14 protein-coding genes are annotated in these 15837 nt (G+C 72.4%); 8 read left to right on the forward strand and 6 right to left on the reverse strand.

Translation table 11 applies throughout. The features are described 5' to 3' along the window. Positions 1 to 220: 220 nt before the first annotated feature. From ACQEVJ_RS37230 to mtrA, 4 genes are read right to left on the reverse strand one after another with little or no spacing between them, the layout of a single operon-like run. The gene (locus ACQEVJ_RS37230; RefSeq protein WP_433109364.1) at positions 221 to 943 is read right to left on the reverse strand and encodes a ComF family protein; all 723 of its coding nucleotides are present in this window, start codon (positions 941 to 943) and stop codon (positions 221 to 223) included. Between the two features lie 44 nt (positions 944 to 987). Continuing rightward, entirely contained in the window at positions 988 to 2754 is a 1767-nt protein-coding gene (locus tag ACQEVJ_RS37235; protein WP_433109365.1) for an LpqB family beta-propeller domain-containing protein, read from the reverse strand. Then, complete coding sequence (gene mtrB, locus ACQEVJ_RS37240; protein ID WP_433109366.1) at positions 2744 to 4492, reverse strand: MtrAB system histidine kinase MtrB; 1749 nt, start codon at positions 4490 to 4492, stop codon at positions 2744 to 2746. Before mtrB ends, ACQEVJ_RS37235 begins: the two co-directional genes overlap by 11 nt. Before the next feature lie 16 nt (positions 4493 to 4508). After that, positions 4509 to 5186 (reverse strand): MtrAB system response regulator MtrA, encoded by a 678-nt coding sequence (gene mtrA / locus ACQEVJ_RS37245; protein ID WP_030509347.1) that lies wholly within the window; start codon positions 5184 to 5186, stop codon positions 4509 to 4511. Positions 5187 to 5482: 296 nt separating this feature from the next. Here mtrA and ACQEVJ_RS37250 point away from each other — a divergent pair, with 296 nt between their 5' ends. Genes ACQEVJ_RS37250 through ACQEVJ_RS37270 form a run of 5 tightly spaced genes read left to right on the forward strand, consistent with a single transcriptional unit; the run spans position 5483 to position 10904 of the window. Then, positions 5483 to 6811: a glycerophosphoryl diester phosphodiesterase membrane domain-containing protein gene (locus ACQEVJ_RS37250; RefSeq protein WP_433109367.1), complete on the forward strand. Its 1329-nt coding sequence runs from the start codon at positions 5483 to 5485 to the stop codon at positions 6809 to 6811. Further along, on the forward strand, positions 6808 to 7449 hold the full coding sequence (locus ACQEVJ_RS37255) for a DUF4129 domain-containing protein (protein WP_433109368.1): 642 nt from the start codon (positions 6808 to 6810) through the stop codon (positions 7447 to 7449). The genes ACQEVJ_RS37250 and ACQEVJ_RS37255 overlap by 4 nt, the downstream gene beginning before the upstream one ends. Further along, complete coding sequence (locus ACQEVJ_RS37260; protein ID WP_433109369.1) at positions 7446 to 8609, forward strand: DUF4350 domain-containing protein; 1164 nt, start codon at positions 7446 to 7448, stop codon at positions 8607 to 8609. Before ACQEVJ_RS37255 ends, ACQEVJ_RS37260 begins: the two co-directional genes overlap by 4 nt. After that, positions 8606 to 9571 (forward strand): AAA family ATPase, encoded by a 966-nt coding sequence (locus ACQEVJ_RS37265; RefSeq protein ID WP_433109370.1) that lies wholly within the window; start codon positions 8606 to 8608, stop codon positions 9569 to 9571. Before ACQEVJ_RS37260 ends, ACQEVJ_RS37265 begins: the two co-directional genes overlap by 4 nt. A gap of 7 nt (positions 9572 to 9578) precedes the next feature. Beyond that, complete coding sequence (locus ACQEVJ_RS37270) at positions 9579 to 10904, forward strand: DUF58 domain-containing protein (protein WP_433109371.1); 1326 nt, start codon at positions 9579 to 9581, stop codon at positions 10902 to 10904. Positions 10905 to 10935: 31 nt separating this feature from the next. Here the strand turns inward: ACQEVJ_RS37270 and ACQEVJ_RS37275 are convergent, their stop codons facing one another. Beyond that, a complete protein-coding gene (locus ACQEVJ_RS37275) occupies positions 10936 to 11928 on the reverse strand; it encodes a stage II sporulation protein M (RefSeq protein WP_433109372.1) in 993 nt (330 codons plus the stop codon). A 41-nt stretch (positions 11929 to 11969) separates the two neighbouring features. On the opposite strand from ACQEVJ_RS37275, the gene ACQEVJ_RS37280 reads away from it, so the two are divergent. Next, the gene (locus tag ACQEVJ_RS37280; RefSeq protein WP_433109373.1) at positions 11970 to 12890 is read left to right on the forward strand and encodes an RDD family protein; all 921 of its coding nucleotides are present in this window, start codon (positions 11970 to 11972) and stop codon (positions 12888 to 12890) included. A gap of 205 nt (positions 12891 to 13095) precedes the next feature. Here the strand turns inward: ACQEVJ_RS37280 and ACQEVJ_RS37285 are convergent, their stop codons facing one another. Continuing rightward, positions 13096 to 14511, reverse strand: coding sequence for an LVIVD repeat-containing protein (locus tag ACQEVJ_RS37285; protein ID WP_433109374.1), 1416 nt, complete (start codon positions 14509 to 14511; stop codon positions 13096 to 13098). A gap of 172 nt (positions 14512 to 14683) precedes the next feature. On the opposite strand from ACQEVJ_RS37285, the gene ACQEVJ_RS37290 reads away from it, so the two are divergent. After that, entirely contained in the window at positions 14684 to 15334 is a 651-nt protein-coding gene (locus ACQEVJ_RS37290) for a DUF305 domain-containing protein (RefSeq protein WP_433109375.1), read from the forward strand. Between the two features lie 62 nt (positions 15335 to 15396). Then, positions 15397 to 15813, forward strand: coding sequence for a nuclear transport factor 2 family protein (locus tag ACQEVJ_RS37295; RefSeq protein WP_433109376.1), 417 nt, complete (start codon positions 15397 to 15399; stop codon positions 15811 to 15813). The last annotated feature ends 24 nt before the right edge of the window (positions 15814 to 15837 follow it).

Here is a 15837-nt window from a genome sequence, read left to right on the forward strand (position 1 = left end):
TGTCTGAACGCTAGTCGCTACCGCCTGGAATGTCAGCCAGGAGATCGGCTAAACGATCACTTTGCGTGATCCCGGTTGCCATCTCGCCGTCGGAAAATTCGTGGTCATATTCTGGGAATCCCCGCCAGCGCGGCGTCCACACCTGCATTGAGCAGGGAAGTCGCCGAAAACTCGGCATGGGACCGTTCCCCGGCGGCAAGCCCCGCGCTTACCCAAGTCTTTACTGTCCGTGATAATCACCAATCCGGCGTCTCCGGCGTGTCGCGGCGACGGTCACCGCCGCGGACGCCTCCGCTCCCGCGGCGCGCAGCGCCCTGGCCGCCTCCGCCAGCGTCGTCCCCGTCGTGACGACGTCGTCGACCAGGACCACGGCGACGGCCTCCAGATCGCGGCGAGAGGGCCGTAGCCGCGCCGCCGAGCCCGGCACGACCTCGAACGCCCCGGACAGGTTGACGGCCCGCTCCGCCGATCCCAGCCCCGCCTGGTCGGCCACGCGCCGGCTCTGCCGCAGCAGGGGCGCGAGGGCTGCGGGCCGGCCTCGCCGGCGCAGTTCGCGTGCCGCCGCCGCGGCGACGGCTCGGACGGGCTCGTGCCCCCGGCGGCGGGAGGCGGCCCGGGCGCTCGGCACCGGCACCAGCCACACCTCGCGGTCGGCTCCCCCGCCCGCCGCCCACGCGGCCACACAGGCGCTCACGGAGGCGGCCAGGACCGGCACCAGGGCCGTGCGGCCGCGTTCCTTGAAGGCGAGGATCATCCTGCGGGCCGCGCCGTCGTAGGCGGTGGCCGACCAGCAGTCCGGCAGGCCCGGAGGCGGCGGGTCCGGCGGCCGGGGAGCCGGCTCCCGCAGCAACTCGGCCGTACACGCCGGGCAGGCCGGAGCGCCCGGCGCGCCGCATCCGGCGCAGCGGGGCGGGAGGATCAGATCGAGCAGGGCGGGCGGCACGCCCTCAGCATGCCGCCCGCCACCGACAGTTCACTCCGGCCCGCTCAGCCGAGCGGATAGACGGGGGTGGTCGCGCCGTTGTCGGCGCGCGGCGTCCAGGCGTGCTTGTCCACGCTGTAGGAGAGCACCTGGCCCTCGTCGGCCGCCGCGAGGACGTGGTCGGGGACGGCGGCGATGGACTTGATCTTCGAGTCGAGCTTGATGGGGCCGTCGTTGGGTACGACGCCCTCCATCACCGACCAGGTGGCGAGCTCCTGGCCGCTTCTGCCCTCCGACAGCACGAGCAGATCGGCGGCGTCCTGCCAGGCGATGTCCTTGATCTTCCGCGCGTCGCGCGGCTCGATGAGCGCCCGTATGGACTCGATCCGCGTCTGCTGGCCGTTGCGGACGATCGTGCCGATCTTCACGGAGGTGCCGAGGCCGTCGTCGACGATCGCGGCGATCCGGGCTCCGTCGCGGGAGACCCGCAGATCGACGATCCGCCCGTACGACAGGTCGTCGTCGATGTCCACACGGCGGGCCCGGCCGTTCTCGGCCGTCCAGACCCGGCTCTCGTGCGGGTTCACCCTCTCGGCCGCCCAGACGGCGCCGTATCGGTCCCAGGAGGGCGGGCTCATGTCCCCGCCCGCGATCCACCGCTGCCACTGGCTGCCCGGGGTCATCGGGGCGGCGTAGACGCCGTCGCCGTTGACCAGGGCGGCCACGAGGGGCGGGAAGTCGTCGGTGTTGGAGACGGCCGGCTGGGAGAACTTCCCGGCCTGCTCGCCGGCCGCGCCGGGCACCGGCGTGCCGTCGCCCTTCTCCTTGAACTGCAGCAGCCTGCCGCCCTGCATGTAGTACGCCTGCAGGGAGCCGGTCAGCACGTTCGGGTCGTATCGGACGTAGTCGGCGGGCCGGAACCGCACGCCCGACTCGCCGTTCACGCGGATCTCGACGGTCCGGCCGGTGACCAGTTCGCCGAGCGTCCACACGAGCTGCGCCTTCAGCGCGTCGAGGCGGTCGGGCGGCACCGACTCCAGCTCCGAGGAGAAGTCGACCACGACCGTGTCGCCCTCGACGGTGATCCGGTTGAGCTCGGTGCCCGGCGGGAACGCGCTGCTCACCGCGTTCCTGATGGACGAGGTCGGCCCGGCGAGCAGGCGGCGGACCAGCGTCTCCGGCACCCCCCTGCTGGGTTCGATCGGCACCCACACGCGGTCCGCCACGAGCCCGGTGCCCCGGGTGGCCGGCGGGTAGTACAGGTCCACCCTCCGGTACGCGCGTTGCAGATCGTCGTTCGACAGCAGGCGGGCGTCGGGCGGCACGTCGATCCGCCACTCGCCGTTCACCTTGATCAGCGTGAAGGGCTCGACGAGGTTGCCGGCGGCCGGGGTGGACCTGCCCTCCGCGTCGATCGTGGCGACCGCCGTGCCCTTCAGCGTCACCGTCGTCCGCGTGGCCTCCTGGAGGTTCTGCGCGCGGTCCGACTCGATCTTGCCCTCGTAGATCCGGGTCTGCCGCCACGGGTTCCAGCGCTTGGCCGCGTCCGGGGTGAGGTACTCCCTGGCGACGCTCAGCTCGCGGTCGTCGAAGGCCGCCATCGCGGCCTGGAAGCCCTTCACGATGTCCTCGGGCGGGGCGCCCTTCTTGGGCGCGGTCGCGATGAGCCGCACGTACGGCTGGCTGAGCGTGTCCTTGCCGTGGTCCTCCTGGGCGGCGCGGGGGCTGCCGCTCGTGGGCACGGTGGCGCACCCCGCCCCGCCGGAGACCAGGACGAGCGCCGCGCCCGCGGCCGCGGTGAGACGGCGGGCGCCGATCCGCTCACTCCGCATCGAAGGCTCCCGCGTCCACGTTCTCCCGCCCGCGCGGCGCCGCCTCCGGCACGGTGCCGACGGCCGGGGTCAGAACCGGTGTGACGTGGCCGCGCCACGTGCGCCGCATCTCGACCTCCGGCGGCACGAGCGGGAGCGGCGACCCGCGCAGCGGGGCTCCCGTCACGCGCGGCAGCGACAGGCGGAACTGGCTGCCCTCCCCCGGCGCGCCCCACGCCTGGAGCCAGCCGCCGTGCAGCATGGCGTCCTCCCGCGAGATCGCCAGGCCGAGCCCGGTGCCGCCGATGGTCCGGGCGCGCGAGGGGTCGGCCCGCCAGAAGCGGTCGAACACCATCGTCTCCTCGCCCGGTTTGAGGCCGACCCCATGGTCGCGCACGGCCACGGCCACCGCGTCGCGGTCGGCGCCGAGCGTGACGACGATGTCCTTGCCCTCGCCGTGCTCGATGGCGTTGAAGAGCAGGTTGCGCAGGATGCGCTCGACCCTGCGGCTGTCCACCTCGGCCATGCAGGGCTCGTTCGGCAGGCGCAGCTCGAACCGGGTGGCCTGCCGCTCGGCGAGCGTCTCGGAGTCGCCCACCGCGCGCAGGACCACGTCGCGCATGTCGACGGGGTCCAGGTCGAGGGTGGCCGCCCCCGCGTCGTAGCGGCTGATCTCCAGCAGGTCGGCGAGCATCGACTCGAAGCGTTCGAGCTGGTTCTGCATGAGCTCGGCGGCCCGGGCCGAGGAGGGGTCGAAGTCCTCGCGGCCCTCGTACAGCAGGTCGGCGGCCATGCGGACGGTCGTCAGCGGCGTGCGCAGCTCGTGGGAGACGTCGGAGACGAACTGCCGCTGCACCTGGGAGAGCTCCTCCAGCTGGTGGATCTTCACGGCGAGGTTGGACGCCATCTCGTTGAACGAGGTCGCCAGCCGGGCGAGGTCGTCCTCCCCGCGCACCTTGAGCCGCTCCTCCAGCCGGCCAGCGGCGAGCCGTTCCGCCGCCTGGCGCGCGAGCCGTACGGGTGTGACCACCTGCCGGGTGACCAGCGAGGCGACGCCGGCGAGCAGCAGCACGAGCGCGGCCCCCGCGCCGAAGACCATCTGCTGGACCGTGAGCAGCGTCTTCTCCTCGTCGCCGAGCGGGAAGACGTGGTAGATCTCGTAGGTCCCGTTCACCCGGGCGCCGACCACCCAGGCGCTCTCAGGCTGCTTCGCGCCGATGTACCGGATCTTCACCGTCTCGTCCCAGAGCGACTGCTCCTCGCTGCTCTGGACCTTCGCGCGCAGCGACGCCGGGATGCTCGACCAGTCGACCTGACCGGACGCCCGGCCCTCGCCGACCGAGCCCTCGTTGAAGACGACGACGTCGTAGCGCCCGCCGGAGCGCTCGGCCAGCGCCTGGGCCGCCTGGTCGGCGGGGTTGCCGGCCTGACCCGGGGCCGAGCCGTCCTGCGACACGTCGCCCACCTCGGCCGGCGGGGCGAGATAGCCGCCGGCGGTGGCGATGTTCGCCCGCGACTCCTCGACCGCGGCCACCTCGCTGGCGTGCAGCACCGAAGTGACGATCGACTGCATCAGGAAGACGCCGAGGACGACCACGACGGCCATCGACAGGACCAGCGTGCTGGTGACGACGCGAAGCTGGAGCGAGCGCCGCCAGGCGTGCCGCAGCCGGCCCGCGAGGCGGCGCGCGCGTCTGCGGACCCCGCGGGCGATCTGGCCCGGGGTCCGGCGACGGGGTTTCCTCGCGGAGGCCGGCATGACGGTGACGTGCGGCTTACGCCGGGCCGGCCTTGTAACCCACGCCCCGGACCGTGACGACGATCTCCGGGTGCTCGGGGTCCTTCTCTATCTTCGCGCGCAGGCGCTGGACGTGCACGTTCACCAGACGGGTGTCCGCGGCGTGCCGGTAGCCCCAGACCTGCTCAAGCAGCACCTCGCGGGTGAAGACCTGGCGGGGCTTGCGGGCCAGCGCGACCAGCAGGTCGAACTCCAGCGGCGTGAGGTTGATGGTCTCCTCGCCGCGCTTGACCGAGTGGCCGGCCACGTCGATGGTGATGTCGCCGATCTGCAGGATCTCGGGCGTGGGCTCGTCGGTGCGGCGCAGGCGGGCGCGCACGCGGGCGACGAGCTCCTTGGGCTTGAACGGCTTGACGATGTAGTCGTCGGCGCCGGACTCCAGGCCGAGCACCACGTCGATGGTGTCGCTCTTGGCCGTGAGCATCACGATCGGGACCCCGGACTCGGCGCGGATGCGGCGGCAGACGTCGATGCCGTCGGCGCCGGGAAGCATCAGGTCGAGCAGGACAAGATCCGGCCGAGTGTCTCTGAAGGCGTCGAGCGCCTTGTCGCCATCGGACACGAACGACGGCTCAAAACCCTCCCCGCGCAAGACGATGCCGAGCATCTCGGCGAGAGCGGCGTCGTCGTCGACGACCAGCACGCGTCCTTTCATGGCCCCTCATTCGTACGCGTTTGGGAGATTTGGGCGTTTGTCACAGTTTCCCCCGCAGGCTACCGTGGCCACCGCTTTGGTGTTACACAACCATGGCAGAGGATGGAGTTTAGGCGCAGCAGACGAAGCGCGCGATTATCTGACCAGATGCGGTCACACCGGCGGGAATCCCGTGGTGCGGTCACGTTCCAAGTGTGCGCCCGCACCCCCCGTTTCGGCCATCCCCCGAGAGTCTTCCGCCCGAGAGCCTTTGTACAGCCGCGCGGCACGCCCGTACATCATGCCAGGATTGGGACATGACAGACGGCCCCGGCTCCACCCCCGACATGCCCTCCGGCTGGGCGGCCGAGCAACCTCCCGCGTACGGCGGGGCAGCCGGGGCAGCGGGGGCAGCCGGATCCTCCTGGGCCTCCCCCGGCGCGCCGCAGGGCGCGAATCCGTCCGCTCCGTACCCGTCGGCTCCGTACCCGTCGGCTCCGTATACGCCGCCTGCGGGCGGGCCGTACGGATACGGGTACCGGGCGCCGGACGCGCCGCGGCCGGGCATCATCCCGCTGCGCCCGTTGACGCTCGGCGACATCCTCGACGGCACGATCAAGCTGATCCGGTCGAACCCCAAGGCCACGCTCGGCCTGTCGGCGATCGTGGCGGCGGTCACCGGAATCCCGGCCGCGATCGGGCAGGCCATCTCATTCGGCTCGCTCGGCGACCTCATGGCCGACCCGTACGCCGCCGACGCGGTGAACGTGCCGGTCGCCGGGGTGGCCGCGCAGTACATCGGCACGCTCATCAGCTACGTCATGACGTTCGTCGGCACCACGATCCTCACGGGCGTCCTCACCCGGGTGCTCGGCCGCGCGGTGTTCGGCGGGCGCATCACGGTGGGCGAGGCGTGGCGGCTGGCGCGGTCACGGGTGCCCGCGCTGTTCGGGCTGGTGCTGCTGCAGGGGCTCATTCTCCTGCTGCCGCTGCTGGCGCTCGTCGCGGTGCTCGTGACCCTCGCGGCGGCCAACGCGTTCGACGGCACGGGAAACACCGGCGTGGGGGTCGCGGTCCTCGTCGTCCTGCTGTTCTTCGTGGCCTACCTCCCTTATCTGTTGTTCTTCTACACGCGCCTGTCGCTGTCGGCCCCCGCCATCGTGCTGGAGGGCCGCGGGGTCACCGACGCCATGAGCCGTTCGTGGCGGCTGGTGAAGGGCGACAGCTGGCGGGTGCTCGGCGTCCTGCTGCTCACCGGCATACTCGCGGCCATCATCAGCAGCGTGCTGGCGGTCCCGTTCACGCTCGGCGGCTCGCTCCTCGGGATGCTGAGCCACGGCAGCGCCGCCGGGACCACGACCGCGGCGCTCCTCCTGGCGGTCGGCCAGGTCATCGCCTCCATGATCACTTACCCCTTCCAGGCGGGCGTGTCCGGACTGCTGTACGCCGACCGGCGGATGCGGGCCGAGGCGTTCGACCTCGTGCTGCAGACCGCAGCGGCGCAGAACCAGTCGCAGGGCTGGGTCCACGCCGGGGTCGACGACCTCTGGCACCCGAGCTACGCCGCCGGGACGGGGCCCGGCTCCGGGCCCTACCACGGGGCTCCGCCGTACGGGCCGTACGGGCCCTACGGCCCGCAGGCGTGACGACCGTGCGGGCGGCGGCGGCGCTGCTCGCCTCGCCCGTCGACGTCGGCCGCGACCAGGCCGCGCGGGAGGCGGTGCGCGAGCTGTCCGGGGCGGGCTACCAGCACGAGCCGCTGATCGACCGGCTGCAGCGGGAGATCTCCCAGTTCCTCGGCGACCTCATGAACGGCGGCGGGACGGGCGGGGGCGGCGTGGCGTCGCTCGTCGTGATCGCCGTCGTCCTCGCCGTCCTGGCCGTGCTGCTCCTGTGGGCCCTGCGCCGCTTCTCCGGCGGCCGGCGTACGGAAAGCGGTGCGGTGTTCGGGCAGCGCGAGCGGACGGCCGCCGAGCATCGCGCCGAGGCCGAACGTCTGGCGGCCGAGGGCGGCTGGGCCGGGGCCATCCAGGAGCGGCTGCGCGCGATCGCCCGTGAGCTGGAGGAACGCGCCGTCGTCAGTCCGATGCCGGGCCGCACCGCCGTGGAGCTGGCCCAGGTCGCCGGGCAGGCACTGCCGCCCCACGCGGCGGACCTGCGCGCGGCGGCACACCTGTTCGACGACGTGACCTACGGCGGGTCGGGCGGCACCCAAGAGGGTTACCTGACGCTCACCGCCCTGGACGAGCGCCTGCGGTCGGCCCGCACGGGCGTGGCCGCATGACCGCCACGGCCGCCCCGGCGAACACCCGCAGCCGGGGACGGCAGGCGGCGTGGATCACGCTGCTGGTGGTGCTCGTGCTGGGCACGGCGGCGCTGCCCCTGCTGCTGGCAGGTGGGCAGTCGGGCGGCCGTGCCCTCGATCCCGAAGACACCTCGCTGCAGGGCGGCGCCGCCCTCGCCCGGCTGCTGGAGGCGCACGGGGTGCAGGTGGCCCGCGTGGAGACCCCCGCCGCGGCCGTGGCCGCCGCAGGGCCGCATACCCTGCTGCTGGTCACCGAGGCGAGCCTCCTGAACCGCGACGCCGCGGGCCGTATTGCCGTGGCTTTCGGCGACCGGCTCGTCGTCGGCTCCGTGCCGTACCTCGACGTGCTCGCCTCCGGCGTACGCAGGGAAGGGGCGGCGCGCACCCGCTCCCGTGCCCCCGAGTGCGCGCTGCGGGAGGCGGTGCGGGCGGGCAACGCCTACACCGGCGGCATGTCCTTCACCGGGCCGCCGGGGTCCACGGGCTGCTACCCGGCCGGCGACGGGCACGCCCTGGTCCGATACACCGCGGACGGGCACACGGTGACCGTGCTGGGCGACGCGTCGTTCATGACCAACCTGCGCCTCGCGGAGGACGGCAACGCGGCGCTCGCGCTGAACCTCGCCGGGGCGCGGCCGAAACTGGTCTGGCTCACCGAGCCCGGCGATCCCGCCGAGGCCGGCGGCTCCGGCGACGGGACGGACGCGCAGGCGCGCTCGCTCGGCGACCTCATCCCCGGCGGCGTGAAGTGGGCGGTCCTCCAGCTCGCCGTCGCGGTGGCCCTGGCCGCCCTGTGGCGGGCACGCAGGCTCGGGCCCGTCGTGGCCGAGCGCCTGCCCGTGGTCGTGCGGGCCGCGGAGACCGTGGAGGGGCGCGGACGTCTGTACCGGTCGCGCCGGGCCAGGGACCGGGCCGCTCTCGCGTTGCGGGCCGCCGCGGCCGACCGGCTCGCCCTCCGCCTCGGACTGCCCCGCACCGCGACCGCTGAGGAGGTCGCCGTCGCCGCGGCCGCGCGCACCGGCCGCGACCCGGAGCCGGTGCTGACGCTGCTGTGCGGCCCGCCTCCGGGGGACGACACCGCGCTGGTGACCCTCGCCGCCCACCTGGACACACTCGAAAGGCAGGTACGAGACTCTTGACTTCACCTGAATCGGACGCGGACGCCGCCCGCGAGGCGCTCGCGGCGCTGCGGGCGGAGGTGGCCAAGGCGGTCGTGGGCCAGGACCCGGTCGTCACCGGCCTGGTCATCGCACTGCTGTGCCGGGGTCACGTGCTGCTCGAAGGCGTGCCCGGCGTGGCCAAGACCCTGCTCGTACGCACGCTGTCGGCCACGCTCGCGCTGGACTTCAAGCGGGTGCAGTTCACCCCCGACCTGATGCCGGGCGACGTCACGGGGTCGCTGGTATACGACGCCAGGACGGCGGAGTTCGAGTACCGCGAGGGGCCGGTCTTCACCAACCTGCTACTCGCCGACGAGGTCAACCGCACGCCGCCGAAGACGCAGGCCGCCCTGCTGGAGGCCATGGAGGAACGGCAGGTCAGCGTCGAGGGCGCGGCCCGCGCGCTGCCGGATCCCTTCATCGTCGTGGCGACCCAGAACCCCGTCGAGTACGAGGGCACCTACCAGCTGCCCGAGGCGCAGCTCGACCGGTTCATGCTCAAGCTGACCGTGCCGCTGCCGCCGCGCGAGCAGGAGATCGCCGTCCTCGAACGGCACGCGCTCGGCTTCGACCCGCGCGACCTGACGGAGATCAAGCCGGTGGCGTCCGCGGCCGACCTCGCGGCGGGCCGCCGGGCGGTCGCGCAGGTCCACGTGGGTGCCGAGGTGCTCGGCTACATCGTGGACGTCGCACGGGCCACCCGGCAGTCGCCCTCGCTCCAGCTCGGCGTCTCGCCCCGCGGGGCCACCGCGCTGCTGGCCGCCGCGCGGGCGTGGGCGTGGCTGTCGGGGCGGTCGTACGTGACGCCGGACGACGTGAAGGCGCTGGCGCGGCCCGCCCTGCGTCACCGGGTGGGACTGCGCCCGGAGGCCGAACTGGAGGGCGCCACCCCCGACGGCATCCTGGAGGGCATCCTGTCCGCCGTCCCCGTTCCCCGGTGAGGGGCGCGTGGCGCTGACCGGGCGCGCGGGACTGCTCGCCGCGCTCGCCGCGATCGTCGTGCTCCTCGCCCCCGAGCCCGGCCTGGTCGTCGTGGCCGCCGCGCTCGTGCTCGCCGTGCTCGTGACGGCCGACCTGCTGCTCGCGGGCCGTGTGCGCGGGCTGCGGTTCCAGCGCGACGGCGAACGGCGGGTGCGGCTCGGGCAGTCGGCCGCGATCGGCCTCGTCGTGGACAACCCGGGCCCGCGGCGGGTCCGGGGCGTGCTCCGCGACGCCTGGCAGCCCTCGGCCGGGGCCGCCCCGCGGCGGGCGAGGCTCGACGTGCCGTCCCGCGAGCGGCGGCGCCTGGTCACGACGCTGACGCCCACCCGCAGGGGTGACCGGGAGGCCGTCGCCGTGACGGTCCGCTCGGTCGGGCCCCTCGGCCTGGCTGCGCGGCAGCGGACGTTCCACGTGCCGTGGACCGTCAGGGTGCTGCCGCCGTTCCTCAGCCGCAGGCATCTGCCGGCGCGGCTCGCCCGGCTGCGCGAACTCGACGGACGGCATCCCGCGCTGGTGCGCGGCCAGGGCACCGAGTTCGACTCGCTGCGCGAGTACGTGGTGGGCGACGACGTCCGCTCCATCGACTGGCGGGCGAGTGCCCGGCGCAGCGACGTCGTCGTGCGCACCTGGCGGCCCGAGCGCGACCGCCGCGTGCTGATCGTGCTCGACACGGGCCGCACCTCGGCGGGCCGGGTCGGCGTGGCGCCGGTCGGCGGTGACGGGCCCTCCGGCTGGCCTCGTCTGGACTGGTCGATGGACGCCGCGCTGCTGCTGGCCGCCCTCGCGGCACGGGCCGGCGACCGCGTCGACTTCCTCGCCTACGACCGGACCGTACGGGCCCAGGTGTCCGGCGCGTCGCGTACGGAACTGCTGTCGTCGCTGGTGGACGCGATGGCGCCGATCGAGGCGGAGCTGGTCGAGGCCGACGCCGCCGGGATGGTGGCGGCCGTGCTGTCCAGGGCCAGGCGGCGCTGCCTGGTGGTGCTGCTGACCGACCTGAACGCCACGGCCATGGAGGAGGGCCTGCTGCCCGTGCTGCCCAGCCTGTCGTCCCGGCACATGGTCCTGGTGGCCTCGGTCGCCGATCCCCGGGTGGCCGGAATGGCGGCCGGGCGCGGCACCGCCGAGGCCGTCTACGACGCCGCCGCGGCCGAGCGGCTGCGCGGCGAGCGGCGCGAGATCACCGCGGTGCTGCGCCGCCACGGCGTGGAGGTCGTGGACGCCCTGCCCGAGGACGTCGCCCCGGCGCTCGCCGACGCGTACCTCGCTTTGAAGGCCGCCGGCCGGCTCTGAGCTTTACTGGGTGGGCTTCACGCGCTGAGCTTTACGCGGTGGGCGCGAGGTCGGGGGCGTGCTCGATGTCCCCCGTCTCGTTCGCGCGCTCCGCCCGGCGACCGAAGACGATCACGTACGCGAGGAAGAGCGCCTCCGCGAGCGCGCCGATCGAGATGCGCGCCCAGGTCGGCAGGCCCGACGGGGTGACCCCCGCCTCGATGAGCCCGGAGACGAGCAGCACCACGACCAGGCCGAGCGCGACGCTCATCACGGCCCTGCCCTGCTCGGCCAGCGCCTCCGCGCGCCGCCTCGGGCCGGGGTCGACGACGGTCCAGCCCAGCCGCAGCCCGGCGGCCGCCGCCAGGAAGACCGCGGTCAGCTCCAGCATGCCGTGCGGCAGGATCAGGCCCCAGAACACGTCCGCCTTGCCGTGCGAGTGCATCAGGCCGCCCATGAGCCCCACGTTGGCCGCGTTCTGGAACAGGATCCAGGGGATGGGCAGGCCGAGCAGGATCGCCGAGACCACGACCTGCATGGACAGCCAGGCGTTGTTCAGCCACACGTGGCCGGCGAACGACGCCGCCGGGTTCTCCGAGTAGTAGTCGGCGAAATCGTGCTCGACGATTTGGCGGATCTCCTCGGGTGTGCCGATGAGGCTCTGCACGGTGGGGTCGCGCGCCACCCACACGCCGACGACGTACGCGACCGCGAGCGAGGCCACCGTGACGCCGATCCACCACCGGCGCGCCCGGTAGGCCACCACGGGGAACGACACCGTGAAGAACCGGGCGACCTCCCGCCAGGCCGGGCTGTGGGCGCCGGTGACGGCCGCGCGCGCCCTCGCCACCAGCGACGACAGCCGTCCGACGAGAAGGGCGTCGGACGACCCCGACCGCACGATGGACAGGTGGGTCGCCGCCCGCTGGTAGAGCTCGACCAGCTCGTCGACCTCCGCGCCGCGCAGCCTGCGCTGCCGCCGCACGAGGTCGTCCAACCGATCCCAGGACGGCTTGCTCGCGGCGACGAACGCATCGATGTCCACGGACCGGACCCTATCGGCGGCGGCGCAGTAGGGTGCGCAGTGTGTCCGAAGTCGTGACCGGCGAGGCGGTCGTCGTAGAGGTCCGCGTCGCCCAGCTCCCCAGCCGCGCCCTGGCCTTCCTCATCGACTGGGCCGTCCAGTGGACCGTGATCATCCTGGCCTTCGTGCTGATCGCGCAGGCGTCCCTGGTGACCGACGAGTCGCTGTCCACCGGCCTGCTCATCCTGTTCGTCGTGCTGGTCACGGTGGGCTACCCGGTCGCGTTCGAGACGATCACCAGGGGCCGCTCGCTGGGCAAGCTCGCCCTCGGCCTGCGTGTGGTGAGCGACGACGGCGGGCCGGAGCGCTTCCGGCAGGCGCTGTTCCGCGGGCTCGCCGGGTTCCTGGAGTTCTGGACGTTCGTCGGCGCCCCCGCGCTCATCACATCGCTCCTCAACCAGCGCGGTAAGCGCCTCGGGGACGTGTTCGCGGGGACGACCGTCATCGGGGAGCGTTCGCCGCACCAGGCCCCGCCGCCGGAGATGCCTCCGCCGCTCGCGTCATGGGCCGCGACGCTGGAGCTGTCCGGGCTGTCCGACGACCTGGCCAACACCGCCCGGCAGTACCTGTCCCGGTGGAACCAGCTCAGCCCGCACATGCGCGACGAGATGGGGCTGCGCGTGGCTGGGCAGATCAGCGCGCGGGTGGCGCCGCCGCCTCCGCCCGGCGTTCCGCCGCACGCCTATCTGGCCGCCGTGCTGGCCGAACGCAGGCGCCGTGAGGAGATGCGGCTCGCCCGGGCTCGTTCCACGCCCCCGCCGTACGGCCCGCAGGGGTACGGCGTGCAGGGGTACGGCGCGCAGAGGCAGGGCCCGCAGGGATACGACGTGCAGGCGCCTCCCCCGCCGCCCCCGCCGAGGGAGGCGGGACCGCCACGCGGAGAGGCTCCGACAACATCGGGAGGATTCGTTCCTCCCGTTTAGGTGTAGACCGCGATTTGCGGGGCACCTGTGGTCATTGCAGGTCATGGGGCATACCTGCAGTGGGGTTGAGGCGGGCATCGCCGGTGTGTTGAGGGAGAGGCCGCACCGGAGATGCCCGCCTCCTTGTCTGTCTGCTTGGTCTGTGGTGCTTGGTCTGTGGTGCTCGGTCTGTGGTGCTCGGTCTGTGGGCTCGGTGCCCGCGTGCCTAGTGGCCGCCCGGCCTACCCCCGCCGTGCTCGCGGTACGAGCCCTGGCTCTGCACGTTGAGGATGTCCATCTTCACGCTCTTGGCCTGGTTCGTACGCGGGTCGTTGATCTTCAGGACGTCGAGTCCCTTGTTGAAGTCGCTGCCGTAGATGTAGCCGTTGTAGTAGTAGGCCGACCAGAAGCCGCCGCTCAGCGGCTGCGACCACGGGCCGCGCTCGAAGTAGCCGATCTCCTGCGGGTGCGCCGAGTCGGTGAAGTCCCAGATCGAGACGCCGCCCTGATACCACGCCTGCACCATGATGTCGCGGCCCTTGACCGGGATCAGCGAGCCGTTGTGCGCGACGCAGTTCTCGGTGTCGTCCTGGTAGCGCCCGATCTTGAAGTAGCTCTTGAAGGAGAGCTTGTTGCCGGGGGCGATGTCGTAGATGGCGTCGGCGCCGCGGTTCGGGCCGATCGCCTCGTTGCAGGTGGGCGCGCCGCCGCCGCCGAGCTCGTCGGTGAAGACCACCTTGGTGCCTTCGTTGTTGAACGTCGCCGAGTGCCAGAAGGCGAAGTTCTCGTCGTCGCGGACGACGTCGAGCACCTTCGGGTGCTCGGGGTCACGGATGTCCATGAGGATGCCGTCGCCCATGCAGGCGCCCGCCGCCAGGCCCTTCTCCGGGTAGGCGGTGATGTCGTGGCAGCCGGTCGTCGCGGACGTGCCGTAGGGGTAGGGCTGCCCGTCACCCGGGTTGCCGCCGTCCGGGAACAGCACCGGCGCCGCCACGACGGACGCGGCGGTGGGGTTCTTGAGCGGGACCTTGATGATGGAGATCAGGTCGTGCGGCGGCTGGCAGTCGGGGAAGGCCGCCGACGGGCTGTAGGAGGAGACGTAGATGTAGACGTTCTTGCCCCTCGTGTCCGGCACGAGGGTGTGGGTGTGGGACCCGCAGTTCGTCTCGACCGACTTGATGTACTTCGGGTTCGACTTGTCGCTGACGTCGAAGATGCGGACGCCCTCCCACGACTCCTTGACCGACGCCGACTGCGCCGTGCTTGCGCACGAGTCGTCGTTGCGGGAGGAGTCGACGGACCCGAACAGCAGGTCGCCGTACACGGACATGTCCATCTGGGAGCCGGGGCAGACCACCGAGCTCACCACTGCCGGCTGCTTCGGATTCCGGATGTCGAAGATCGTGAACCCGCCGTAGTTGCCGACGTAGGCGTAGTCACCCTGGAAGGCCATGTCGGTGTTGATGGTGCCGGCCAGGGCGGCCGGGGTCGGCACGTTCGCGACGTGGGTGACGTTCGCGCTCATCGCGATCTCGTCCGGAGCCAGCACGTCGGCGGCCTGTACGGGATTGGCGGACAGGGCCAGGACGACCGCCGCTCCCGCCACGGCAAGCGCGCGACCGCTGCGGCGTAAGGTGAACAACTCGCTGTCCTCCTCATATAAAGGGGAGATAAATGATCAGATCGTCACTTCTGACATGAGTGTCCCGCCAGTTGTCAATCTGTCAATAAAACTGGCACATGTCGCCCTTTGACCTTCCGTCCCTGCCGGGTTAGCGTCGTGATCTCGACACGCTCTGTGACAGGGAGGCAGGGTGCGGATTGCGCGGGAAAGCAGAGCGCGGATCGGGCTCGTCCTCGTAGTCGGTGCCATGTTCTTCCTGGGCGCCTGCGCGGAGGACGTACGCGAGAGTGCTCCCGTCTCGACCGCCCCCGTGATCGCGCCCGGCCGGCCCGGCGAGGAGGCCAGGACCCTGAGCCCCGCCGAGGCCGCCACCGCGGTCCCCTCCCCCACGATCAACGCGGCCGACGTGCGCTACGTCCACGACATGGTCGTCCACCACCGGCAGGCGCTGGACATGGCGGCCCTGGCACCGACGCGGGCCTCCTCCGCCAAGCTGAAGGCACTCGCGGCCCGCATCCATGACGTACAGGAGCCGGAGATCCGCGTCATGACGTCCTGGCTCGACCGGGAACGCCTCCCCCGGCCCGACCATCACGCGGACCACCAGGACATGCCGGGCATGGCCACCCCGGAGCAGATGAACGCCCTCAGAGCGGCGTCCGGCGCCACGTTCGACAGCCTGTTCCTCCAGATGATGGTCGCCCACCACGAGGGCGCGATCGCGATGGCCACTCAGGCGCTCACCGAGGGCTCGCACCTCACCGTCGAGCAGTGGGCCACGGACGTGATCGCCGAGCAGACCGCCGAGATCCGGCGGATGCGCGAGATGCAGGGGACCTGACCTTCCCCGCGCTTACCTCACAGGTAATCGACGCGTCGCGCTTCGGCCGCGAGAGTTGCGGCATGAGTAATGACACTTATGACGTCGTGGAAGAGTTGCTGCGCCGGATGGCGGAGGGCGATCACGACCGTACGGCGGAACTGTTCGCCGAGCCCGTCGACTGGCGGCTCTCCTGGCCCGCAGAGGGGCATCCGGCGGTTCCGTGGATCCGGCCCCGGTCCAGCCGGGCCGAGGTGGCAGACCACTTCCGGTCGCTGGAGGCCCACCATGTGCCGGAACTGAACGGCACGTCGGTGACGCGGATCCTGGTCGACGGGCCGCACGCCGTCGTGCTCGGAGAGATCGCACAGACGGTCCGAGCCGGGGGCACCGCCTACACCTCGCCTTTCGCGCTGCACCTCACCGTCGAAGACGGGCTCGTCACCCGCTACCACATCTACGAGGACAGCCTCACTGTCACGCGAGCTCTCAGCACCTGAAACGCCACGCCGTTCGCCCCCCGC

This window comes from Microbispora sp. CA-102843, assembly GCF_050936215.1.
Taxonomy (GTDB): domain Bacteria; phylum Actinomycetota; class Actinomycetes; order Streptosporangiales; family Streptosporangiaceae; genus Microbispora.